14 protein-coding genes are annotated in these 17,786 nt (G+C 68.3%); 8 read left to right on the top strand and 6 right to left on the bottom strand.

Features of this window, described 5'->3' with window-relative positions; genetic code table 11:
• Positions 1 to 119 precede the first annotated feature (119 nt).
• From HZA32_08195 to HZA32_08185, 3 genes are read left to right on the top strand one after another with little or no spacing between them, the layout of a single operon-like run.
• On the top strand, positions 120 to 1,355 hold the full coding sequence (locus HZA32_08195) for a hypothetical protein (protein MBI5424056.1): 1,236 nt from the start codon (positions 120 to 122) through the stop codon (positions 1,353 to 1,355).
• Positions 1,352 to 1,864 (top strand): hypothetical protein, encoded by a 513-nt coding sequence (locus tag HZA32_08190; protein ID MBI5424055.1) that lies wholly within the window; start codon positions 1,352 to 1,354, stop codon positions 1,862 to 1,864. The genes HZA32_08195 and HZA32_08190 overlap by 4 nt, the downstream gene beginning before the upstream one ends.
• Before the next feature lie 28 nt (positions 1,865 to 1,892).
• Positions 1,893 to 3,206 carry a BCD family MFS transporter gene (locus tag HZA32_08185; GenBank protein ID MBI5424054.1) on the top strand — a complete coding sequence of 438 codons (1,314 nt, stop codon included), beginning with the start codon at positions 1,893 to 1,895 and terminating at the stop codon, positions 3,204 to 3,206.
• On the opposite strand, the gene HZA32_08180 is transcribed toward HZA32_08185, so the two are convergent.
• The 3 genes from HZA32_08180 to HZA32_08170 all read right to left on the bottom strand — a co-directional run bounded on the left by HZA32_08180 (position 3,172) and on the right by HZA32_08170 (position 7,726).
• Positions 3,172 to 4,458 carry an amino acid permease gene (locus tag HZA32_08180; GenBank protein MBI5424053.1) on the bottom strand — a complete coding sequence of 429 codons (1,287 nt, stop codon included), beginning with the start codon at positions 4,456 to 4,458 and terminating at the stop codon, positions 3,172 to 3,174. The genes HZA32_08185 and HZA32_08180 overlap by 35 nt on opposite strands.
• A gap of 116 nt (positions 4,459 to 4,574) precedes the next feature.
• The gene (locus HZA32_08175) at positions 4,575 to 6,509 is read right to left on the bottom strand and encodes a hypothetical protein (GenBank protein MBI5424052.1); all 1,935 of its coding nucleotides are present in this window, start codon (positions 6,507 to 6,509) and stop codon (positions 4,575 to 4,577) included.
• A 473-nt stretch (positions 6,510 to 6,982) separates the two neighbouring features.
• Positions 6,983 to 7,726, bottom strand: a complete 744-nt coding sequence (locus HZA32_08170; protein MBI5424051.1) for a cytidylate kinase-like family protein — start codon at positions 7,724 to 7,726, stop codon at positions 6,983 to 6,985.
• A 282-nt stretch (positions 7,727 to 8,008) separates the two neighbouring features.
• Here HZA32_08170 and HZA32_08165 point away from each other — a divergent pair, with 282 nt between their 5' ends.
• Entirely contained in the window at positions 8,009 to 9,250 is a 1,242-nt protein-coding gene (locus HZA32_08165) for a TonB family protein (protein MBI5424050.1), read from the top strand.
• A 4-nt stretch (positions 9,251 to 9,254) separates the two neighbouring features.
• Positions 9,255 to 10,046 carry a hypothetical protein gene (locus HZA32_08160; protein ID MBI5424049.1) on the top strand — a complete coding sequence of 264 codons (792 nt, stop codon included), beginning with the start codon at positions 9,255 to 9,257 and terminating at the stop codon, positions 10,044 to 10,046.
• Between the two features lie 6 nt (positions 10,047 to 10,052).
• Here HZA32_08160 and HZA32_08155 read toward each other — a convergent pair whose 3' ends face one another.
• From HZA32_08155 to HZA32_08145, 3 genes are all read right to left on the bottom strand, one after another.
• Positions 10,053 to 10,748, bottom strand: coding sequence for a hypothetical protein (locus HZA32_08155; protein ID MBI5424048.1), 696 nt, complete (start codon positions 10,746 to 10,748; stop codon positions 10,053 to 10,055).
• Between the two features lie 87 nt (positions 10,749 to 10,835).
• Positions 10,836 to 11,396, bottom strand: a complete 561-nt coding sequence (locus tag HZA32_08150) for a hypothetical protein (protein ID MBI5424047.1) — start codon at positions 11,394 to 11,396, stop codon at positions 10,836 to 10,838.
• Complete coding sequence (locus tag HZA32_08145) at positions 11,377 to 11,853, bottom strand: PH domain-containing protein (protein ID MBI5424046.1); 477 nt, start codon at positions 11,851 to 11,853, stop codon at positions 11,377 to 11,379. The genes HZA32_08150 and HZA32_08145 overlap by 20 nt, the downstream gene beginning before the upstream one ends.
• 91 nt (positions 11,854 to 11,944) lie before the next feature.
• Between HZA32_08145 and HZA32_08140 the strand changes: the two genes are divergently transcribed.
• The 3 genes from HZA32_08140 (at position 11,945) to HZA32_08130 (ending at position 17,780) form a co-directional block, all read left to right on the top strand.
• Positions 11,945 to 13,264 (top strand): hypothetical protein, encoded by a 1,320-nt coding sequence (locus HZA32_08140; protein MBI5424045.1) that lies wholly within the window; start codon positions 11,945 to 11,947, stop codon positions 13,262 to 13,264.
• Between the two features lie 222 nt (positions 13,265 to 13,486).
• The gene (locus HZA32_08135) at positions 13,487 to 16,279 is read left to right on the top strand and encodes a TonB-dependent receptor (protein ID MBI5424044.1); all 2,793 of its coding nucleotides are present in this window, start codon (positions 13,487 to 13,489) and stop codon (positions 16,277 to 16,279) included.
• 352 nt (positions 16,280 to 16,631) lie between these two features.
• Positions 16,632 to 17,780, top strand: a complete 1,149-nt coding sequence (locus tag HZA32_08130) for a histidine kinase (protein MBI5424043.1) — start codon at positions 16,632 to 16,634, stop codon at positions 17,778 to 17,780.
• Positions 17,781 to 17,786: the final 6 nt, after the last annotated feature.

Raw genomic sequence — 17,786 nt, 5'->3', positions numbered from 1 at the left:
GGTCCCGCTGGGCCCGCCGCGAAGGCGGCAACACGCTCCCGGCGGGCCCAGCGGTCCCGCCCTACCACGTGCATCTGCGGGCTTTTCATGCGGGTGGCAGCGGGTATGTTGCCCGCACCATGAAACGTTTCGCCCCTCTCGTTGCGTTGGTGTGCGTGCTGTGCGTTTTTGCCGTGCCACTCTGGGCGGCTTCGAACTCCGCGCCGAAGGGCAAGGACGGCGACGTGCCGAGCGCCGGCCTCGAGTTGGCGAAGACCGCCACGCAGATCACCGGCGTCGCCATTTCACCGCTGCTGGGCGTGAGCGCGATCGGTGCCTACGACTGGTTCCGCGCGAGCACGCCGGCCGAGAAGGCGGCGCTGCCGTGGTTCGCGAACCCGCTGGTGTGGGTTTGCGGCTTCCTGCTCGTGGGCGGTTGCGCGGCCAAGGACGCCTTTGGCGCCGCCGTGCCGCCGGGCATGAAGAAGCCTCTCGATGTGCTTGAGACCGTGGAGAACAAGGTCAGCGGCCTCGTCGCCACCGGTGCGGTCGTGCCGGTGCTCGTGGCCGCCGCTTCGAAAGTCATGGCCGCGCGCGGCACGCCGACGGCCGGGCTCGACCTGCATCTCGGCAACCTCGCGATGGTGCACCTCGGCGCGATGGATTTCTCGTGGCTGCTCACGATCCTCATGGTGCCGCTCGCGATCGCAGTGCACGCGGTGGTGTGGATCGCGTCGCACGCGATCAATGTTCTCATTCTCCTCAGCCCGTGGGGCGCGGTCGACGCGGCGCTGAAGGGCGCGCGCACGGCGCTGCTCGGGCTCGTGACGGGGCTGGCGTTCATCGATCCAGTCGTGGGCGCGACGCTGTCGGTCGCGATCATCATCCTCGCGTATTTCCTCTCCGGCTGGGCGTTCCGGCTGACGACCTTCGGCACGATTTTCTGCTGGGATTTCTTCACCGGGCGTCGCAAGCGCTTCGAGCTGCTCGCGGACGGCAACAAGCTCTTCCTCGGGCGCAAGCTTGAGGGCGTGCCGCTGCGCACCTACGGCCGGCTCTATCAGGCGAAGGACGGCGCGCTGACCTTCAAGTTCAAGCCGTGGCTCGTGCTCGCGGAGCGCGAGATCGCGGTTCCGCGCGACGGCATGGTGGTCGGGCGCGGCGTGTTTTACTCCGAGGTGCTCGGCCATAATCCGGCGACCGACAAAAACGAAACCTTGCTGCTGCTCCCTCCGCGTTACCTCGGCCACGAGGAACTTTTCGCCCGCACGTATCACATCAACGGCACCTGCGAAGTCGGCCTGCGCAAGGCCTGGAGCTGGCTGAAGGAGGCGCTGGGTTTCGGTCGTAAGAACGCGGCCGTTGTGGCGACGTGAAGCCGTTTCGCGACGGCGACCCGCGGGAAATTTTGACCGCCTTGATGGCGGTGATTGGCGCGCTGGCGGTGGTTTTTGTCCCGATCGTCCTCGCTGCGGTGAAATTGGCTCTTACCTACGAGACAACGGAACGGGAAGTATTCGGCACACCTGAAGCGCTGACGGATCTGGCTGCGTTCTACTCAAAGATCGAAGCCGCCCCGCATGACGACGCTCTCCGCGCCGTGACGCATTTTCCGCCGGTCCGTGGGAAATCCCGCCGCATTCCTCGCGCGTGGCTTCCGCCACGTTTTGCCAAAGATTGGGGCACCGACTCATCAGAGCTGATGGTGCGGCCGCCCGATGTATTCGCCTATTACGATGCCGAGGATCGATTGATCGGCGTGCAGTTCGGAAGCACGCGCTCCGGATGTTTCCTCTCGCGAGAGCCGATGGCTTGTCCGCGTTCGTTTGGATCGCTGCATCGGCTCCAGGGCGAACCGCTCTACGTGACGCTGTGGATCGAGTAAGGATTGCGCTAAGGAGGAGAATCCCACTGTGAACTCATTCTCGCTAAATCGCATCGCGAATCACGTCCGGCTCGGCGCGTTTCCGGTCGCCTATGGGCTGAGCGGCGTGCTCATCGGCGGGACGTTGAACCGCGTGATGATCGCGGAGCTGAAGCTCCCCGCGACGCTCGTGGCGCTGCTGTTCGCCCTGCCGTTGCTCGTCTCGCCGCTGCGGCTGTGGTTCGGCTACCGCTCGGACGGTTTTCCGATCTTCAGGCGGCGGCGCGAACCTTACCTGATCCTCGGCGCGCTGTTGATCGGCGGCGGCGTGGCAGCGATCGCCAACTGGACGGTGCGCGCGGCGGCGACTCCGGCGGTGTTCGTGCCGGGAGCAGTGCTGGCGTTCCTGCTCTACGGCGTCGGGCGCAATCTCGCGCACAACAGTTATCAGGCACTGCTCGCGGAGAAGTTCAGCGGCACGACGCGGGCGCGCGCGGTGACGCTCTACGAAGTCGTGACGCTGCTCGGCTCTGTGATGGGCGCGGGCGCGCTCGGCAAGGCGTTGGAACACTACGATCCGGCGCGACTCGTGACGGTGGCGAACGCGGTCGCGCTCATTGTCGTGGCGCTCGCGTGCGTCGCGGTGCCCGGACAGGAGGCGCACGCGACTGGAGCAGCGAACGCCGAGACGGCGCGCGGCAAGCCGTTCGGCGAAGTCGTGCGCGACTACGTCTGGGCTGATCCGCAGGTGCGGCGACTGTTCGTCGTGGTGATTTGCACGTTCATCGGGACGCTCGCGCAGGATGTGTTGCTCGAGCCTTACGGGGCGCTCGTGCTGGGAATGAGCGTCGGTGCGACGACGCGGCTGACGATGTTCTGGGGACTCGGCGTGCTCGCGGCGATGTTGCTGTCGGGGCTGTGGCTGTTGCGCGTGCTCGGGGCGTTGCGGCTGATGCGCATCGGGCTCGGCGTGAGCATCGTGGTGTTCAGCGCGGTGGCGGCGGTCGGATTAGCCGGTGCGCCCGAGGCGTTTCGCTGGCTCGTGCTCGTGATGGGTTTCGGCACGGGACTCGCGGGCGCGGGCATGTTGGGCAGCGTGGTGGAATTCACGACGCCGGTGCGCGCGGGGCTGCTCATGGGCGTGTGGGGCGTGGCCAACATGCTCGGCCATGCCGCGGGCAGCTTGATGGGCGGTATCGTGGTCGACGCGATGCGGCTCGCCACGGGCAGCGCGCTCGCGGCGTATTCGGCGTTGTTCGCCTTCGAGGTCGCGATGCTGTCGGCGGCGTTCGGGCTCACGCTTCGCCTGCAATCGTCCGCGACGCGCGCTACCGGGGAACTCTCCGCGCCAGCGCCCAGTTGATCGCGGCGATCGCCGCCACGAGCGCGATGGCCCACACGTGGCCGAGCTCCATGCCGCTGGCCATCACGACGCAGAGCAGCATGCCGAGGCCGGCGATGAGATTGCCGGCGGGCAGGCGCAGCGCGGAGATCTCGGGCCGCAGCCGGCGGAGATTGATCAGCGCGGCGCAGGACAGCCCGTAGGTCAGCAGGCGCGCAGCGCCGGACAGGCCGACGTTCCACGCGAAGTTGCCGTAGAGCGCCAACGCGAACGTCAGCACGCCCCAAGCGAGAATCGAGAAATGCGGCGTGCGGAAACGCGCGTGCACGGCGCCGAACGCCGCCGGGAAATCGCCGCGTTGCGCCAGCGCGAAGGTCAATCGTGGCACGCCGATGAGTTGCGCGCTGAGATAGCCGGACGTGGACACCATCGCGCCGATGGCGATGAGCGAGGCGCCGATCGGGCCGACGAGCGACCGCGCGGCATCGGCGAGCGGGCGCGCGCTGTCGGGGAGATTGGGCACGGTGCGCATCGCGACGAGTTGCAGCAGCACGTAGATGGTCGTGATGACCGCGAGGCCGGTGAAGAGCGCGAACGGCAGGTCGCGGCGCGTGTCTCGGCATTCGCCAGCGGGAATCAGCGCCATGTCGAAGCCGCCGTAGGTGAACAGCAGGATGATGAACGCGCTCATCCATTTCGTCTCGGCGAGCGGCGGCAGTGGCGCGGGTGCCGGGACAATGCGCGAGAAGGCGAAGCCGACGAGGATGAGCAGCGCGAGCGGCAGGAGCTTGGCGACGGTGAAGAGATTCGAGAGCCGCGCGGCGCCGGTGACGCCGAGATAGTTGATGAACGTGAGCGTGCCGATCAGGCCGGCGAGCAGCAGCGTGCGCGGGAGCGGTTGCGTGGCCTCGGGCCAGAATTCGCCGAGGTAGATGACGAAGAGGTTGGCGTTCGCCGCGGCGGCGGTGAGTCGCACGAGCCAGGTGAACCAGCCCATCTCGACGCCCCAGAAACGGCCGAACGCCTCGCGCGCGTAAAGGTAGGGGCCGCCGGGCTCGGTGAATTGCGAGCTGAGTTCGGCGAACACCGCGATGAAGACGAGCATCGCGGCTGCGGCGAGCAGGTAGGCGAGCGGCGCGGCGTCGCCGACGAGGCGCACAATGTCGTCGGGCAGGCCGAAGATCGCGGAGCCGATCACGCCGTTGACGACGAGCGCCGTCATGGTCCAGCGGCCGAGCGCGCGGACGAGCGGGGGCGACGCGGGGTTCGTCATGCGGGCGCGAAGTTGCGCGGCGCACGCGCCGGAGTCAACGGGGCGCGCTGGTGCGCGCGCGCGACGGGAAAGGCTGCTTCGGTTTCCGTTGCCCGTCTCCGTCGCGAAGCGTGGGTCTATCGTTTCGCGGGGCGCAGCAGGCGGCTGGACACGAGGGCGGCGGTGAGGACGAGAAAATAGAGTGAGGGTGCGCCGCCGCCGCCACCGCCACCGCCGCCACCGGAGCCGGGTGTCGGGGCGGGATTGTTCGGCGGAGGATTGCTGGGCGGTGGCGTGCCGCCGTTGGATTGCACGCTGATGGTGGCGCTGTTGCTGGTCGCAGAACCGTGGCGGTTGCTGACGATCACGGAATACGCGCCGGCATCGGCGGTGCTCAGTTCGCGAGTGTAGGTGTCGGAGGTGGCATGCCGGATCGGAGTGCCGTCCTTGAGCCATTGATAGGAGCCACCTGCGTTTACCGCGACGGTGAGGGTCATCGATTGGCCGGCGGCGAAGGAGCCGCCGGTGGGATGTCTGATGATGGTGGGCGCGACTTGGATCTCAGGGTGGTTGTCGGACAGCACGGGGCCGTTTTCGCGCAGCAATCGGGCGTTGTTGGCGGCGGCGGGATCGCTGACGGGCACGCCGAGCGCCCGGCGTCCAATGTTTCTGGCGTTGTGTGGGTGGCCGGTCGTCAGGGTGGTCGCGTCGACGTCGATCACGAGGTCCGGATTGCTGAAATACGGCAGGATGTCCGCCCCATAGGCCATGATCGTGATCGCCGTCCAATAGTTGTGGGTGGTGGCCGTGCGGGTGCCATCGGCGTTGGTGACGATGACGGACGGGTCCGCGTAGGGCGCATAGCGCCAATAGGTCAGAACGGTCTTTCCGTCGGGTTGGGTCCAGACCGTGGCACCGTTGAAGAAATCTTCCCGCTTGGAATTCGCCGCGATGGTGACGGTCTCCGCAAACGGTGTCGGGTCACGCCAGAACATGCCGTAACCGTAGCCGTCTCCTTCGAGTTTCTGGGCCGTCGCGCGGTCGTGGTTCGCCCCGATCACGTGGGCCAATTCATGGATGGTCACCGTCCACGCGGCGTTCACCACGCTGACAGATCGCGCGGTGCCGACGGGTTGAGGCCTTCCGGCGCCCCACGCGAGGCCGCCCCAGGTGTCCTGGGTGCCATGGCGCGAACCGATGTAGAGGTGCACGGCATCGGCTCCGGCTTCCGCCGCACGCCTCGCGGTCCACGCGCCGAGGACGCCTTGGGGTCCGATGGCGGTGAGCGGTCCGTTGCCCGATGTGCCGGGGGAGAACTGAAAATCCGGGCACTGGATCAATCCCACGTGCCGCCACTGCAAATCGAGCACGCCGCTGTTGGCGAGGACGACGTTGCCCATTTCGATTTGGTTGTGCGACATGCCGTCGAGGAAAACCGGGATGTCGGCCGGCACGCCGCGGTTGCGGAACAGCAGCGAGGTTTGCAGCTCGTTCGGGTCGAGCGACTGCGGGTCGTAGAGAAACAGCACGTCGACGTAGCGGCCCGCGAAAGCGTTCTTGGGTGGCTCCGGCTGGGCAGCGGTGGTGGGGCTGGCGTCTGGACTCGCGGGAGCGGCACCGGAATCGGGCGCGGCGTAGGGGGCGGACGCCAGCGCGGCCTTGGACGCGAGCGGGAGCGGGCGATGTGCGAGTGTGGCCAGCGCGTGGGTCGAGGCGGCGGGGTCGCTCCCGCAGTCCACGCCGGTGAGTTCGCTTTCGCGGATGAAGGTTTGTCCCGCGCGGTCAGTGTGCACGGTGAACTCGCCGGTGCCGGGCAGATTGACGAGCACGTCGTAGGTGCCGTGCGGAGTGGCGGTGGCGATGGCGGTGGCGTCGCGCCAACCGGGCACGCGGCCGACCCAGGTCGCATAGCCGCCGTCTTCCTTGAGATATTCCCGTTGGAAGGTCAGCGACAGATCGGGGTGGACGGCGACCGTGAGGGAGTTTTCGCGGCGATTGAACTCGTGCCAATCGGCGGGCCGCCCCTGAAGAGTCGGGAAGACCGCGGCAAAGGAGGCGCCGGCAACCGCCACGTCAGCGGGATCGATGTCGGGGCGCGAGGGCGGACGGGGCGCTGGCGGCCGATGCGCTGCAGCCGGCGGCGGGTGGACGGCGGGTGGTTCAGGTGCCGCGGAGGGGAACTTGGAGACGACCTGCGGAGCGCGAAGCCGGAGCCCGGCCAAAACAACAAGAGCGAGCGCTGCCGCGCCGCCGACAAAGAAGAGTTTTGTCCTCATGGAACGTGGAAATAGGACGCTGCGGAGACATGCGAACGGACGCAGCAGACCGGGTCTTGGCGACGGCTATGCGACAAGCTGCGTTCCCGCGAGTGGACATGCGCGGCATCAGGCAGCAGTCGGAACCGGTGGCGTGAGTCCGGCCGATCGCCCGATTCCTTCGGCGCACAACGACGGTGGGCTTGTGCGGTGCGCCGCGACCATGCCGCGCGAATCGCGCCTTCGCGAAGGCCCGGAGCGAGAAACCCGCTTGGCGCGCCTGGACCGCGCTACTCGATGGCGGGAACGTGCGCCTCGTGCTCGTGCGCGTTGCGCTGGAGCAGTGCGGCGACGACAATTTCGGCGGCGGCGCGGGCGCTGAGGCGGTCGGTGTTGAGCACCAAGTCGTAGGCGTGCGGATCGTCGAGATCGGCGTCGAAGTTGGCGCGGACAAACCGACGGCGCGCCTCGTCCTGCTGATCCACGTGGCGCGCGGCGTCGGCGTGATTGCAATGCAGGCTCTGCGCGGTGCGGGCGATGCGGACGTCGCGCGAGGCCACGAGACGCACGTGCACGCCGCCGGGAAGCGCGCGGGTGATGAGATGAGCCGCACGGCCGGCGAGAATCACGTGGCCGACATGCGCGAGTTGAAGGACCGCCTCCGCGACCTTCTGCTCGAGTTGCCAGAGTGACGGGTGCAGACCGACGAGTTCGCCGATGGTGGCGCGGATTTCGGAGACGCGATCCTCGGGCAGGAATTCCGCGAGCGTGGCGGGCAGGCTGTGGTGCTTGAGGGCTTGGTCGAGCAAATCGCGGTCGAGCAGAACCCAGCGCGTGCCGTCGTTCGCGGCTTCGCGATCGAGCAGCGTCACGAGTTCCCGGCCGAGCGTGGTGGAGCCGGCACCGCTCTCGCGCGAGAGCGTGACGAACGGACGGACGCCGGCGCGCGAGCCGGGTTGGCCGGGTTGGCGCGGCGTGCGCAGGCGTGCGTGGAGGACGGAGAGGCCGTGTTCGAGGTAGGTGTGCGGGGTCATGGCACGAGGGGGAGAAACGGTTGACGTTGCGCGACGGGCGACGCGCTCCGCCGCAAGCGTAGTTTACGCGCGCGAGAACCCGCGGCCAGAGCGGGGATTGGAATGCGCGCGCTCGGAACGAGTAACCTAATAGGTTACTCAGCTCGGTAGCCGACGCGGTATGGTGGGCGGGGAATTTTGTGCGCTTTGCGCGCGGGCGGGTGCTAGAGGAAAACCGCGATGGAAGATGCCGATCTGCTCCGCCGTTATGCCCAGTCCGCCGATCAGGCGGCATTCGCCGAGTTGGTCGCGCGGCGGCTGCCGCTGGTTTACTCGGCGGCGCTCCGGCAGGTCGGCGGCGATGTCCATCTCGCGCGCGACGTGGCGCAAGGAGTGTTCGCCGATCTCGCGCGCAAGGCCGCGGTGCTCGCCGGGCGCGAGTCGCTCAGCGGCTGGCTCTACACGAGCGCGGGCTACGCGGCGGCCAAGGCGGTGCGCGGGGAGCAACGCCGGCGATGGCGCGAGCAGGAGGCGCATGCGATGGACGAGCTGACGCGGAATGACGAGCCGGCGGCCGACTGGACGGTGCTGCGGCCCGTCATCGACGACGCGATGCGGGATCTGGCGGAACGGGATCGCGAGGCGGTTTTGCTCCGGTTTTTTGAAAACCGCGGCTTCGCGGAGATCGGTGCCCGGTTGCGGATCGGCGAAAACGGCGCGCGGATGCGCGTGGAGCGCGCGCTCGACAAGCTGCATGCCGCACTCGCGCGGCGCGGTGTCGGCTCCAGCGCGACGGCGCTCGGCGCGGCATTGGCGGCGAATGCGGTCGGCGCGGCGCCGAGCGGGCTCGCGGGCGCGATCGCGGCCGGCGCTCCGGCGGCGGCAATCGGAGTGAGCGGATTTTTTATGGCTGTGACGAAACTTCAGTGGACGGTGGGCGCGGCGGTGTTGGCGGCCGGCGCGTTGACCGGCGTGGTGCAATACCGCGCCAACGCGGCGCTGGCGCAAGATGTCGCGCAGCTGCGAACGATGGCCGACGACGTCGCGGCCGAGCAGCGGCGGCTGCACGCGCCGCCGGCCGGAAGCGACGAACTGGAGCGGTTGCGCGCGGCGGCCGCGGAGTTGCCGGGATTGCAGGCACGCGTGCGCGAGCGGTTCGACGAGCTGCAGAAAAGGCAGGCGTCTCGCGCGGCGACGGTGCCGGTGCGGCCGCGCAAGGCGGCGCCCGCCGGTCCGGTGCTGCCGTTGGCGGAGCTGGACTTGAAGCCGCGTCCTCTGAAACAGGTGCCGCCGACGTATCCGGCGGTGATGCTCGAGTTCGGCATCACGGGGCACGCCGTGGTGAGTTTTGTCATCGGGTCCGACGGGGCGGTCGCGGATGCGAAGGTGCTGTCGTCGACGCACGGCGCGTTCGACGAGCCGGCGCTGGCGGCGTTGGCGGAGTGGAAGTTCGCGCCGGGCCAGAAGGCGGGCATGCCGGTGAACACGCGGGCGGAGATGGCGCTCGTCTTCACGGTGCAGCGCGACACCGACGACTGGTTTTGAAGCGATGAATCCGCGCGCATTCATGTGGCTTTGCCTGGCTGGCAGCATCGGCGTGTTCGGCGCGCTGGGGATGTGGCAGCACTCGCGTGCGGTCGCGCTGCGCGCCGAACGCGACCGGCTCATCGCGCGGCAACTCGCACGGTCGCGCGCGACACCGGCGCTGCGTTCGTCCGCGACCGCGGACGAGCTCGCGCAGCTGCGCCGGCAACAGGAGGAATGGCTGCGAGCGCGGGAGGATCTCGCGAAAATCGAGCGGGCGCTCGCGAGCGAAAGCGGCGAGTTGATCGCATCCGCGCCCGGGAAATCGCCCGCGAAGGAGAACCTGCCGCCGCTCCGCGGGCCGATGGTGAAGAGCGCGGACTGGCGCGATGCGGGTGCGGCGGCGCCGGAGGCGGCGCTGGAGAGTTTCGTGTGGGCGGCGACGCGGGGGGAGACGGAAAAGCTCGCGACGCTGCTGGCGATCGACGCGGCGGGGCGGAAGGAGCTGGCGGCGGCGTTCGCGCAGCTGTCGGACGAGGCGCGCGCGAGCTACGGTTCGCCGGAAAACATGCTGGCGACGCTCATCGCGGTGCAGGTGCCGCAGGATTTGAGCGCGATCGGGCCGGTGGCGGCGCTGACGTTGAACAACGGCGACGTCGCGTTGCGCACGCGCACGGAGCGCGGCGGCGGGCTGGCGCGGGACGCGGTGCTGGCGTTCCGACGGGTGGAGGGGAGCTGGCGGCTGGTCGTGCCGCGCGAGATCGCGGTGGGCGCGGTGGCGGCGGCGTTGAAAACGGCGCCGCGAGCGCAGCCTTGAGCGGGCTTACGGCTTTGCGGGAAATTCGCGCGCGGGCGAGGCGAGCGGACCGGGGAAGGGGACGCCCCAGAGGACGGCTCCGTCGGCGGGCCGCGGCTCGATGCCGGGCGCGAGGTGCTTGAACACGTCGGCGAAACGCAGCGAGCACTGGAGGCGGCGCTGGCGCGCGTCGATCTTCGGGTTCACCTGGATCACGGCGGTGGTGAACGGCGGCGAGGCTTTCGTTTTGAGGGCGAGTTTGCGGATCTCTTCGATCGGGCGCGCGGGGTCCTTGATCAGGTCGTCGAGTTTGAGGAGGTCGGCGTAGGTGACGTCGCCCCAGAGCGATTTCCATTTTTCCGGATCGATGCGGGGCGCGACGATGTTGACGAAGCGCTTCTCGTCGCCGTCCTGTTCCCAAAAGCCGAGGACGAGGATGAACGGCTCGTTGATCTCGTATTGGCGGAACGCGTCGCCGAGGTCGACGGGCGTGCCGAATTTCACGGCCTTCGGGTTCACGGGGATGCCGCCGTGGTCCTTGTTCGCGTCGGCGGGGATGTCCCAGCGCTGCGTGTAGCTGGCGGGCTTGTAGCCGTCGAAAAACGTGTCGCGCACCCAGCGTTCGAAGGCGAGTCCGTGGGCCTGCACTTCCTGCGCGTGAACGACGACGGGGAGGAGCAGCGCCGCGAGAGCGGCGACGAGGATGCGGTGCCTGAGACGCATCCTTTTACTGCGCCGCGTCGACGCGGGGCCAGCAAGCGGGAAAACGCGCCGCGGCGCGCGAGGTTTCCGCGCAAGCGCGAGGGCGCGTCAGGCTTTTTGCTCGAGGAACGCGCAGAGCGCGTCGAGTTGCACGGTCCAGTAGGTCTTCATGCGCTCGGCGGTGGCGGCGTCGGGGAGCTTGCTGTGCTCGGGCACGACTTGGCACTTGAGCGGGCCTTTCGGCCAGAAGTTCACGGAGAGCGTCGTCTCGTCGGGCCAGAGGATGCGGATGGATTTGTGCGGCGTGGCCTTGCGGACGGAGAGGGGAGTGCGCGGGAGCCAGCGCTCGCGGATGGCGGCGTCCTTCCATGCTTCGAAGGCGACGGCGACGGGCGCGGCGATGGTCTTGCTGACGCTGATCTCGAAGCCGTCGTTCTTCTGGTTCTTCACGCGGCGGCCGGTGGTTTGCTCGTAGCCGACCGTGACCATCTGCGACCACCAGTCGTTGACCAGGTGTTTTTTCTGCAACCACTGCGCGATCTCGGCGTGCGGCCAGGATTTCGCGCCGGCCTTGTCGAGCAACTCGATCCATCCCACCCACGAACGTCCCGTCGCCTTCTCCACCGCGAGAGTGGTGATGCCGGCGATCTTAGCGGGCAGCTTTTTCATGAGGCAGGGGTAGTCTCGTCGCCAAACCGGCGCCGCGTCGCAGCAAGTGCGGGCAGCGCTCGGCGAGTTCCGATATGAACACTTCCCGGGCGTCTGGCGAGACGAGGATGAAGCCATCTGCAAAATCCAGCCGCACGCGCCGGAGCGACCAAGCCGGCCCCGGCAGCGGCACCCAGGTCGGTGTCGCGCCCCGGATGGCCCGGTATGGCACGGTCCACTTCAGCGCGCCGCTGCGCACCTCGATGCCATCCGCGCCGAACGTGTAGCCGCAGGGAAACCCCAGCCACGCCGTCAAGATCACCATCGCCACCCCCCACGCAGCGAGCAGCGCCACTCCCGAGAACCGACCCTGCGCCGCCAGCCAGCCCGCGCCGACGAGTGGGGCCGCGGCGGCCGCGAACACGAGGCCGGCATACCACCGATCCACACGCGAAGGAAAATGCGGCCCGGTCGCCATGGCCCCAGCCAACGAAGTTCAGCGGATTTTGTCACGCTCCCGGAAATCTTTTGTGTTTCGCCGGCAGGCAAAATCGTTAACCCCAACGGTGATGAGCGAAGAAAACGCCCCGAAGCTCCGCCTGAAGCCGCGTCTGGCCGGCGAAACTCCGGCGGCACCCGCAGCGGGGACTCCGCCGCCCGAGGCCTCGGAACCGCCGCCTGCGTCCGCAGCATCGCAAGCCACCGAGGCGGCTCCCGTTCGACTCAAGCCCCGACTGACGGTGACCTCGGCGGAAGCGACGCCCGTCAGCACCGAATCTTCTGCACCTGCACCCGCCTCCGCATCGGCGCCGTCGCCGATCGACGCCCCGGCGGAGCCGCCCGCCGCTCCGCCGCTGGCCGAAAATCCACCGCTGATCGCGCCGCCGCCGGAGCCGACGGCACCGGCTCCCGTTGCGCCCGCCGCAGAACCGACGCGCCCCAAAATCGCCTTCAAGCCGCGCGAGCCTGTCTCCGCGCCCTCGACTCCGTCGGTCGCCGATGCCGCCGCGCCTGCCGCCGCGTTGCCGGACACGCCACCGCCCTTGCCGTCGATCGAGCCACCGGTCGCGCCTCCCGCGTCCGCCGCGCCCGTGCCTCCGGTCGCCGCGTTTCCGCCGCCGCCGGGCGTTGCCAAGTTTCCGCCCCCGCCGGGACTCAAAAAATCGGCCCCTCCCATCGAGCCGCCGAGCGACGCCGAAGCCAAGGAGCTGAAAGCCGCCGCCACGGCGACCAACCCGCGCAAAAAAATCTTCCTCCTCGCCGGCATCGGTGGCGGCGTGCTCGCGCTCGGCGCGGTCGCGTTCTTCTTCCTCACCCGGCCGGAGCCACCGCCGCCGCCCAAGCCCCGCCCGGTCGCCACGCCGGCGAAGCCCGCCGCAGCGACCCCGAAAGCCGACGCGCCGCCGCAGCCGAAGCCCGCGGAGCCGACCACCGGTTACGGCAAGGCCGTCGCGAAGGCGAAGAGTGTCTCCGCGGCAGTCGCCGCCGGCCAAACCGCCGCGACGAATGAAGTTCTGGACGCCGACCAGCCGTCCGCCGCCGCGACGAAAACTCCGACGAACACCGCGTCGCCGACTCCCGCGAACGCCGTCTCCGCTGCGCCCGCGCCGGCGTCCGTTTCCCCCGCCAACACTTCTGTTGACCCGACGCCTGCCGCGCCCCGGCCCGCGCTCGTGGCGAGCGCGATGTTCCGTTCGTGGGTGCAGAATCTCAAGATCAGTGGCGTGCGCGGCGGCGCGAGTCCCCGCGTGTTCATCGATCGCACGGCCTACGCGCCGGGCGACCTCGTGAATCCGCAGCTCGGCATCCGGTTCGAGAATTACAACGCCGACACGCGCATGCTCGTGTTCAAGGACGCGACCGGCGCCATCGTCGAGCGTCGCAACTGATGTAGCCCGCGGAGCGGACCGGCGTTTTCACGCGCCGCGCCGCACCTCGCCGCGCTGGCGCCCGGGCGGCTTTTTCAGCGTCCCGGCGCGACCTCATGCGGGCCGGTCGTGCTCGTTTTGCGACGGAGCGGCAGCTGCGGCTTCGATGCGCGCAAGCCCGGGGCCTGAACCACCGCTGGGCGAACCAGGCGGCATCTCGCCGCTGCATTCGACACGCAAACCATGAACCACCCACACACGTCCTCGCGGCGGGCGCTGGCGCGCGCCGGCGCGCTGCTCGTCCTGCCTTGCCTGCTCGGCCTCCCGGCCGCCGCCCAATCCCCCTCGTCGACCGGCGCCGCCGCCGACGAAGCGGTCAAACTCGAGAAATACGTCGTCACTGGCTCCTACATCCCCGCCGCGGCCGACGAGGCGAACGCCTCGCCCGTCGTCGTCGTCACCGCCAAGGACATCGAGGCGTCCGGCCTCAAGTCCAGCGTCCTCGACGTCCTCCGCAAATCCGTGCCGCAGATCGTCGGCGGCAACAACATCGGCATCGAGAACGGCAACATCAACGGCGGCGCCACCAACGGCGGCTCGCAGCTCGCGTTGCGCAACACCGCGACGCTCGTGCTGATCGACGGCATGCGCGTGGCCTTCTCGCCCGTCGCCAGCTCGGGCGGCTTCCAGTTCGTCGACCTCAACGTCGTGCCCGTCTCCGCCATCGAGCGCATCGAAGTCCTCACCGACGGCGCGTCCGCCATCTACGGCTCCGACGCCGTGTCGGGCGTGATCAACATCATCCTGAAAAAGAACTACCAGGGCTTCGAGATCGGCGGCTACTTCGGCTTCTCCAAAGCCGACAAAACCGGCGCCTACTACCGCGACCGATCCCTGCGGCTCGTCGGCGGCGCCGCGACCGACAAGACCAGCCTCACGCTCTCCGCCGAGTGGACGAAGACCGACCCGCTCTACGAGCGCGACTACAACTACACGTCGCCGGTCTTCCTCACCGCGAGCTACGCCGGCATCGTCAACGATGCGGCGGGCAACTTCTACAAACTCAAGCCCGGCCTGAACGCCGCGCCCGCCGGTCCCGCGCAGACCCTCGCGCAATGGGCCGCGCAAGGTGTCTACGTTCCCGTCAGCGCCAACGACGTGCCGCTCGGCTTCGACCTGTCGTCGCGCCCGACGTTCTCCGCCGCGCTGAGCAAGCAGATCGCGACGCTCGCGTTGCAGCACAAGTTCTCCGACGCCCTCGATCTGCAGACCACGATCCTCTACGCGCGCACGCGCAGCCAGTATAACCTCAACCCGCAGCCGATCGTCTTCCGCATCAACTCCACCGCCGGCAACACCGGCCTGCCCGGCATCCCGTTCACCGACGTCCGCGCGCAGGTGCGCAACCGTTTCGTCGACGCCGGCAACCGCGTCTACATCACCGACGGCCACTCGATCCGCGGCACGCTCGCGCTCAACGGCAAGCTCAACGCCGACTGGGGCTGGACCGTCGATGCGCTCTTCAACCGCGCGCAGCAGGACTCGATCGCGTCGAACCAGATCCTCGATTCCGCGCTGCAAGCCGGCATCGCCTCCGGCCTCATCAACCTCACCGCGATCAAGCAGGACGCGGCAAAAATCGCCGAAGCGAACATCTTCGGCGACTCGCTCGGCCTCTTCGAGAGCAAGCTGATCTCCTACAACGCCCGCGTGAACGGCCGGCTCTTCGACCTGCCCGGCGGCAGCGTCTACACTGCGTTCGGCGTCGGCTACCGCCACGAGGCGCTCAACGCCCGCGCCGACAAGAACAGCATCATCGATCCCGCCACCGGCGGCTCGGCGTGGAACAACGGCGTCACGCTGAATCCCTTCGACGCCACGCGCTCCGTGACGTCGCAGTTCGCCGAGGTGAAAATTCCCCTCACGCAGCCGAGCAACAATCTCCCGGGCCTGCACACCGCCGATCTCGACGTCGCGTTCCGTCACGAGATCTACAAGTCGAGCGAGGAGAAGCCGACCGTGCCGAAGGTCGCGCTGCGCTGGTTGCCGTTCAACGACGAGTTCGTGATCCGCTCGACCTACTCGAAGTCCTTCGCCGCGCCGACGCTCTACGGCCTTTACGGTCCCACCAACTCCGGCGCCACGCCGACGCTCGCCGGGCTCACCGCCTACAACTCCGCCGGCCAGCCCATCGGTCCGTTCGTGAACATCCAAGGCAACCAACAGGGCGGCTCGAATCCCAACCTCTCGCCCTCGCGCTCGAAGAACTACACCGTCGGTTTCGTCTACTCGCCCAAGGCGGTGAAGGGTCTCTCCCTCTCCGTCGACTATGTGAACATCAAGGAAACCGACATCGTCGGCACGCTCGCCGCCACGACGGTGATGATCCAGGACGTTGAGCAGTTCGGCGCCGCGTCGATCTACTCGCCCTACGTTCACCTCGGCAACTTCGGCCAGCTCGGCGGCACGCAGGTCACCGCGCCCGGCCAGCTGCATCCGAACCCATCGAACGTCTACGTCGATCAGTTCGCCGTGAACATCGGCAAACAAAACCAAAGCGGCATCGACGTCATGGTCCGCTACGACTGGACCGACACGCTCGGTGCGTGGAGCGCGACCACCTCGTGGAATTACCTCAAGAGCTTCGTGATCGTCGCCTCGCCCGACATCGACCCCGTGGAATACTCCGCGACCAACGGCTTCGGCACGCTCCCGAAGTGGCACGGACGGACAACGCTCACATGGCAGAAGGGCGCTTACAACGCCATGCTTGCGAACACCTACATTCGCGGCGTCACGAGCGCCGGCGACGGCTCGCACATTCCCGGCTACGTTTCCTTCGACGCGCAATTCGGCGTCGATCTCGCCGCCGTGTGGCCGCGCCTCGCCGGGCTCAAGGTCACGGTCGGCGTGAACAACATCCTCGACCGCTACCCGCCGACCGATCCGAACGTCTTCACCGATCCGCCGGCCGACACCGGTCTCTACGGCGCGTTCGGACGCTTCTTCTTCATCGACGCGACCTACAAGTTCTGAGTCGCCACTCCCGGACCCGTCATCGCGAAGAGCCCCGGGTTGCGGAGCGCCGAAGCGATCCAGCGGAGTTTCGGCTGGATCGCCACGGTGCGCTCGCGCGCCCCTCGCGATGACGGACCAGGTGGAGGAAACGGAATTGGAAGGGCAATCCGGCGGCCGCGGCGACGCGGCCGCTTTTTCGTGTCACCGGCCGAAAAGCGACCAACGTCTAGTCGCGTCCGACCAGGGGTGAAGTGGTTTCGATGGCCCGGTGGCGGGGTGCGATTGGCAGTGGTCGGCGCTCGACGCCCGGGCTTGCATTTTCCGCCCGGTCGAACACGCCCATTTCGTGCCCGCGCGCGCCACAATTCGAATGCTCCCCCTGTTCGCCATTTGGACGGCGATCGGCGCGATTCTGGCGGTGCAGACCATGGCGACCCACCCGCAGACCGGGGATGATGCCGACGTCTCGAACTACTATCAGGCCTGGCTGGTCTACTCCCAAATGGCGCGGGCCTGGCTTTGGGCGTTGCTCACGCCACTCGTGTTCGAACTACGTCGCCGCATTCCCGCGCGCGGGGTCTGGCTCCCGGCGGGGATCGTGCTGCACCTCGCGTTTTGCGGGGCACTTCTCGCCTGGGTGATATTGGTTCGCTCGTGGATCTGGGCGCTGTTGCCGCTGCCGGAGCCGTGGAGCCTGCCGTTCATGGGCCACGAGCAGGTTTTTCAGCGCATCGCCCCGCGTCTGCTCATCGACGTCGCGCTCTACTTTGGCACGCTGGGGGGCGGATACATCTTCGATCTCTACCATGAGAGGACGGAGGTGATGCGGCGCGAGGTCGAGTTGCGCGCGCAACTCGCCGTGACCGAACTCCAGCGCGAGCAACTGCGCGCGGCTGTGACGCAGGCGGAGCTGAAGGCGCTGAAGCAGCAGCTCCATCCTCATTTCCTGTTCAACGCGCTCAATGCCGTGGCGGGGCTCGTGCGCATCGGCGAGAACACGCAGGCGGTCGAGGCGCTGGCCCGCGTCTCCTCGTTGCTGCGCGCGCTGATCGGCAGTTCGGGCCGGCCGGTCGTCCTCCTGGGGGAGGAGCTGGGCTATTGCCGCACCTATCTCGAGATTGAGAAACTGCGCTTCGATCAGCGGCTGCATTTCTCCATCGACGCCGCCCCGGAGACGCTGGCCGCCGAGGTGCCGACCCTGCTGCTCCAGCCCGTGGTCGAGAACGCCATCAAGCATGGCATAGCGCGGCGCCGGAATCCCGGCTGGGTGCGCGTCGAGGCGACGCTCCGCGACGATCGGCTCGTAGTCGTCGTGAGCAACGATCCCGCGGAGGGCGCCGCCGGCACCGCCGCCCCGGAGAGCCACGGCGTCGGACTCACCACCACGCGCGAGCGGATGCTCCGAACCTACGGCACCGACTTCCGCCTCGATTTCGAGGTGCGCGCGCCGGCCGCCACCGTCGTGCGCTTCGAGCTTCCCTTCCAGCGCCAGCCGCTGCCACCGGCACCCACCCCATGATTCTCC

Source organism: Opitutia bacterium (assembly GCA_016217545.1).
GTDB lineage: Bacteria > Verrucomicrobiota > Verrucomicrobiia > Opitutales > Opitutaceae > Didemnitutus.
The sequence above is the reverse complement of the archived record's forward strand: the minus strand, read 5'-3'. Positions and strand labels throughout refer to the sequence as shown.

What these genes read in the sequence shown, in the direction of transcription:
- HZA32_08150 (MBI5424047.1), bottom strand. Translation starts at nt 11,396, where the DNA reads ATGAAAAAGCTGCCCGCTAAGATCGCCGGCATCACCACTCTCGCGGTG.
- HZA32_08195 (MBI5424056.1), top strand. Translation starts at nt 120, where the DNA reads ATGAAACGTTTCGCCCCTCTCGTTGCGTTGGTGTGCGTGCTGTGCGTT.
- HZA32_08130 (MBI5424043.1), top strand. Translation starts at nt 16,632, where the DNA reads ATGCTCCCCCTGTTCGCCATTTGGACGGCGATCGGCGCGATTCTGGCG.
- HZA32_08170 (MBI5424051.1), bottom strand. Translation starts at nt 7,726, where the DNA reads ATGACCCCGCACACCTACCTCGAACACGGCCTCTCCGTCCTCCACGCA.
- HZA32_08160 (MBI5424049.1), top strand. Translation starts at nt 9,255, where the DNA reads ATGAATCCGCGCGCATTCATGTGGCTTTGCCTGGCTGGCAGCATCGGC.
- HZA32_08140 (MBI5424045.1), top strand. Translation starts at nt 11,945, where the DNA reads ATGAGCGAAGAAAACGCCCCGAAGCTCCGCCTGAAGCCGCGTCTGGCC.
- HZA32_08180 (MBI5424053.1), bottom strand. Translation starts at nt 4,458, where the DNA reads ATGACGAACCCCGCGTCGCCCCCGCTCGTCCGCGCGCTCGGCCGCTGG.
- HZA32_08145 (MBI5424046.1), bottom strand. Translation starts at nt 11,853, where the DNA reads ATGGCGACCGGGCCGCATTTTCCTTCGCGTGTGGATCGGTGGTATGCC.
- HZA32_08135 (MBI5424044.1), top strand. Translation starts at nt 13,487, where the DNA reads ATGAACCACCCACACACGTCCTCGCGGCGGGCGCTGGCGCGCGCCGGC.
- HZA32_08155 (MBI5424048.1), bottom strand. Translation starts at nt 10,748, where the DNA reads ATGCGTCTCAGGCACCGCATCCTCGTCGCCGCTCTCGCGGCGCTGCTC.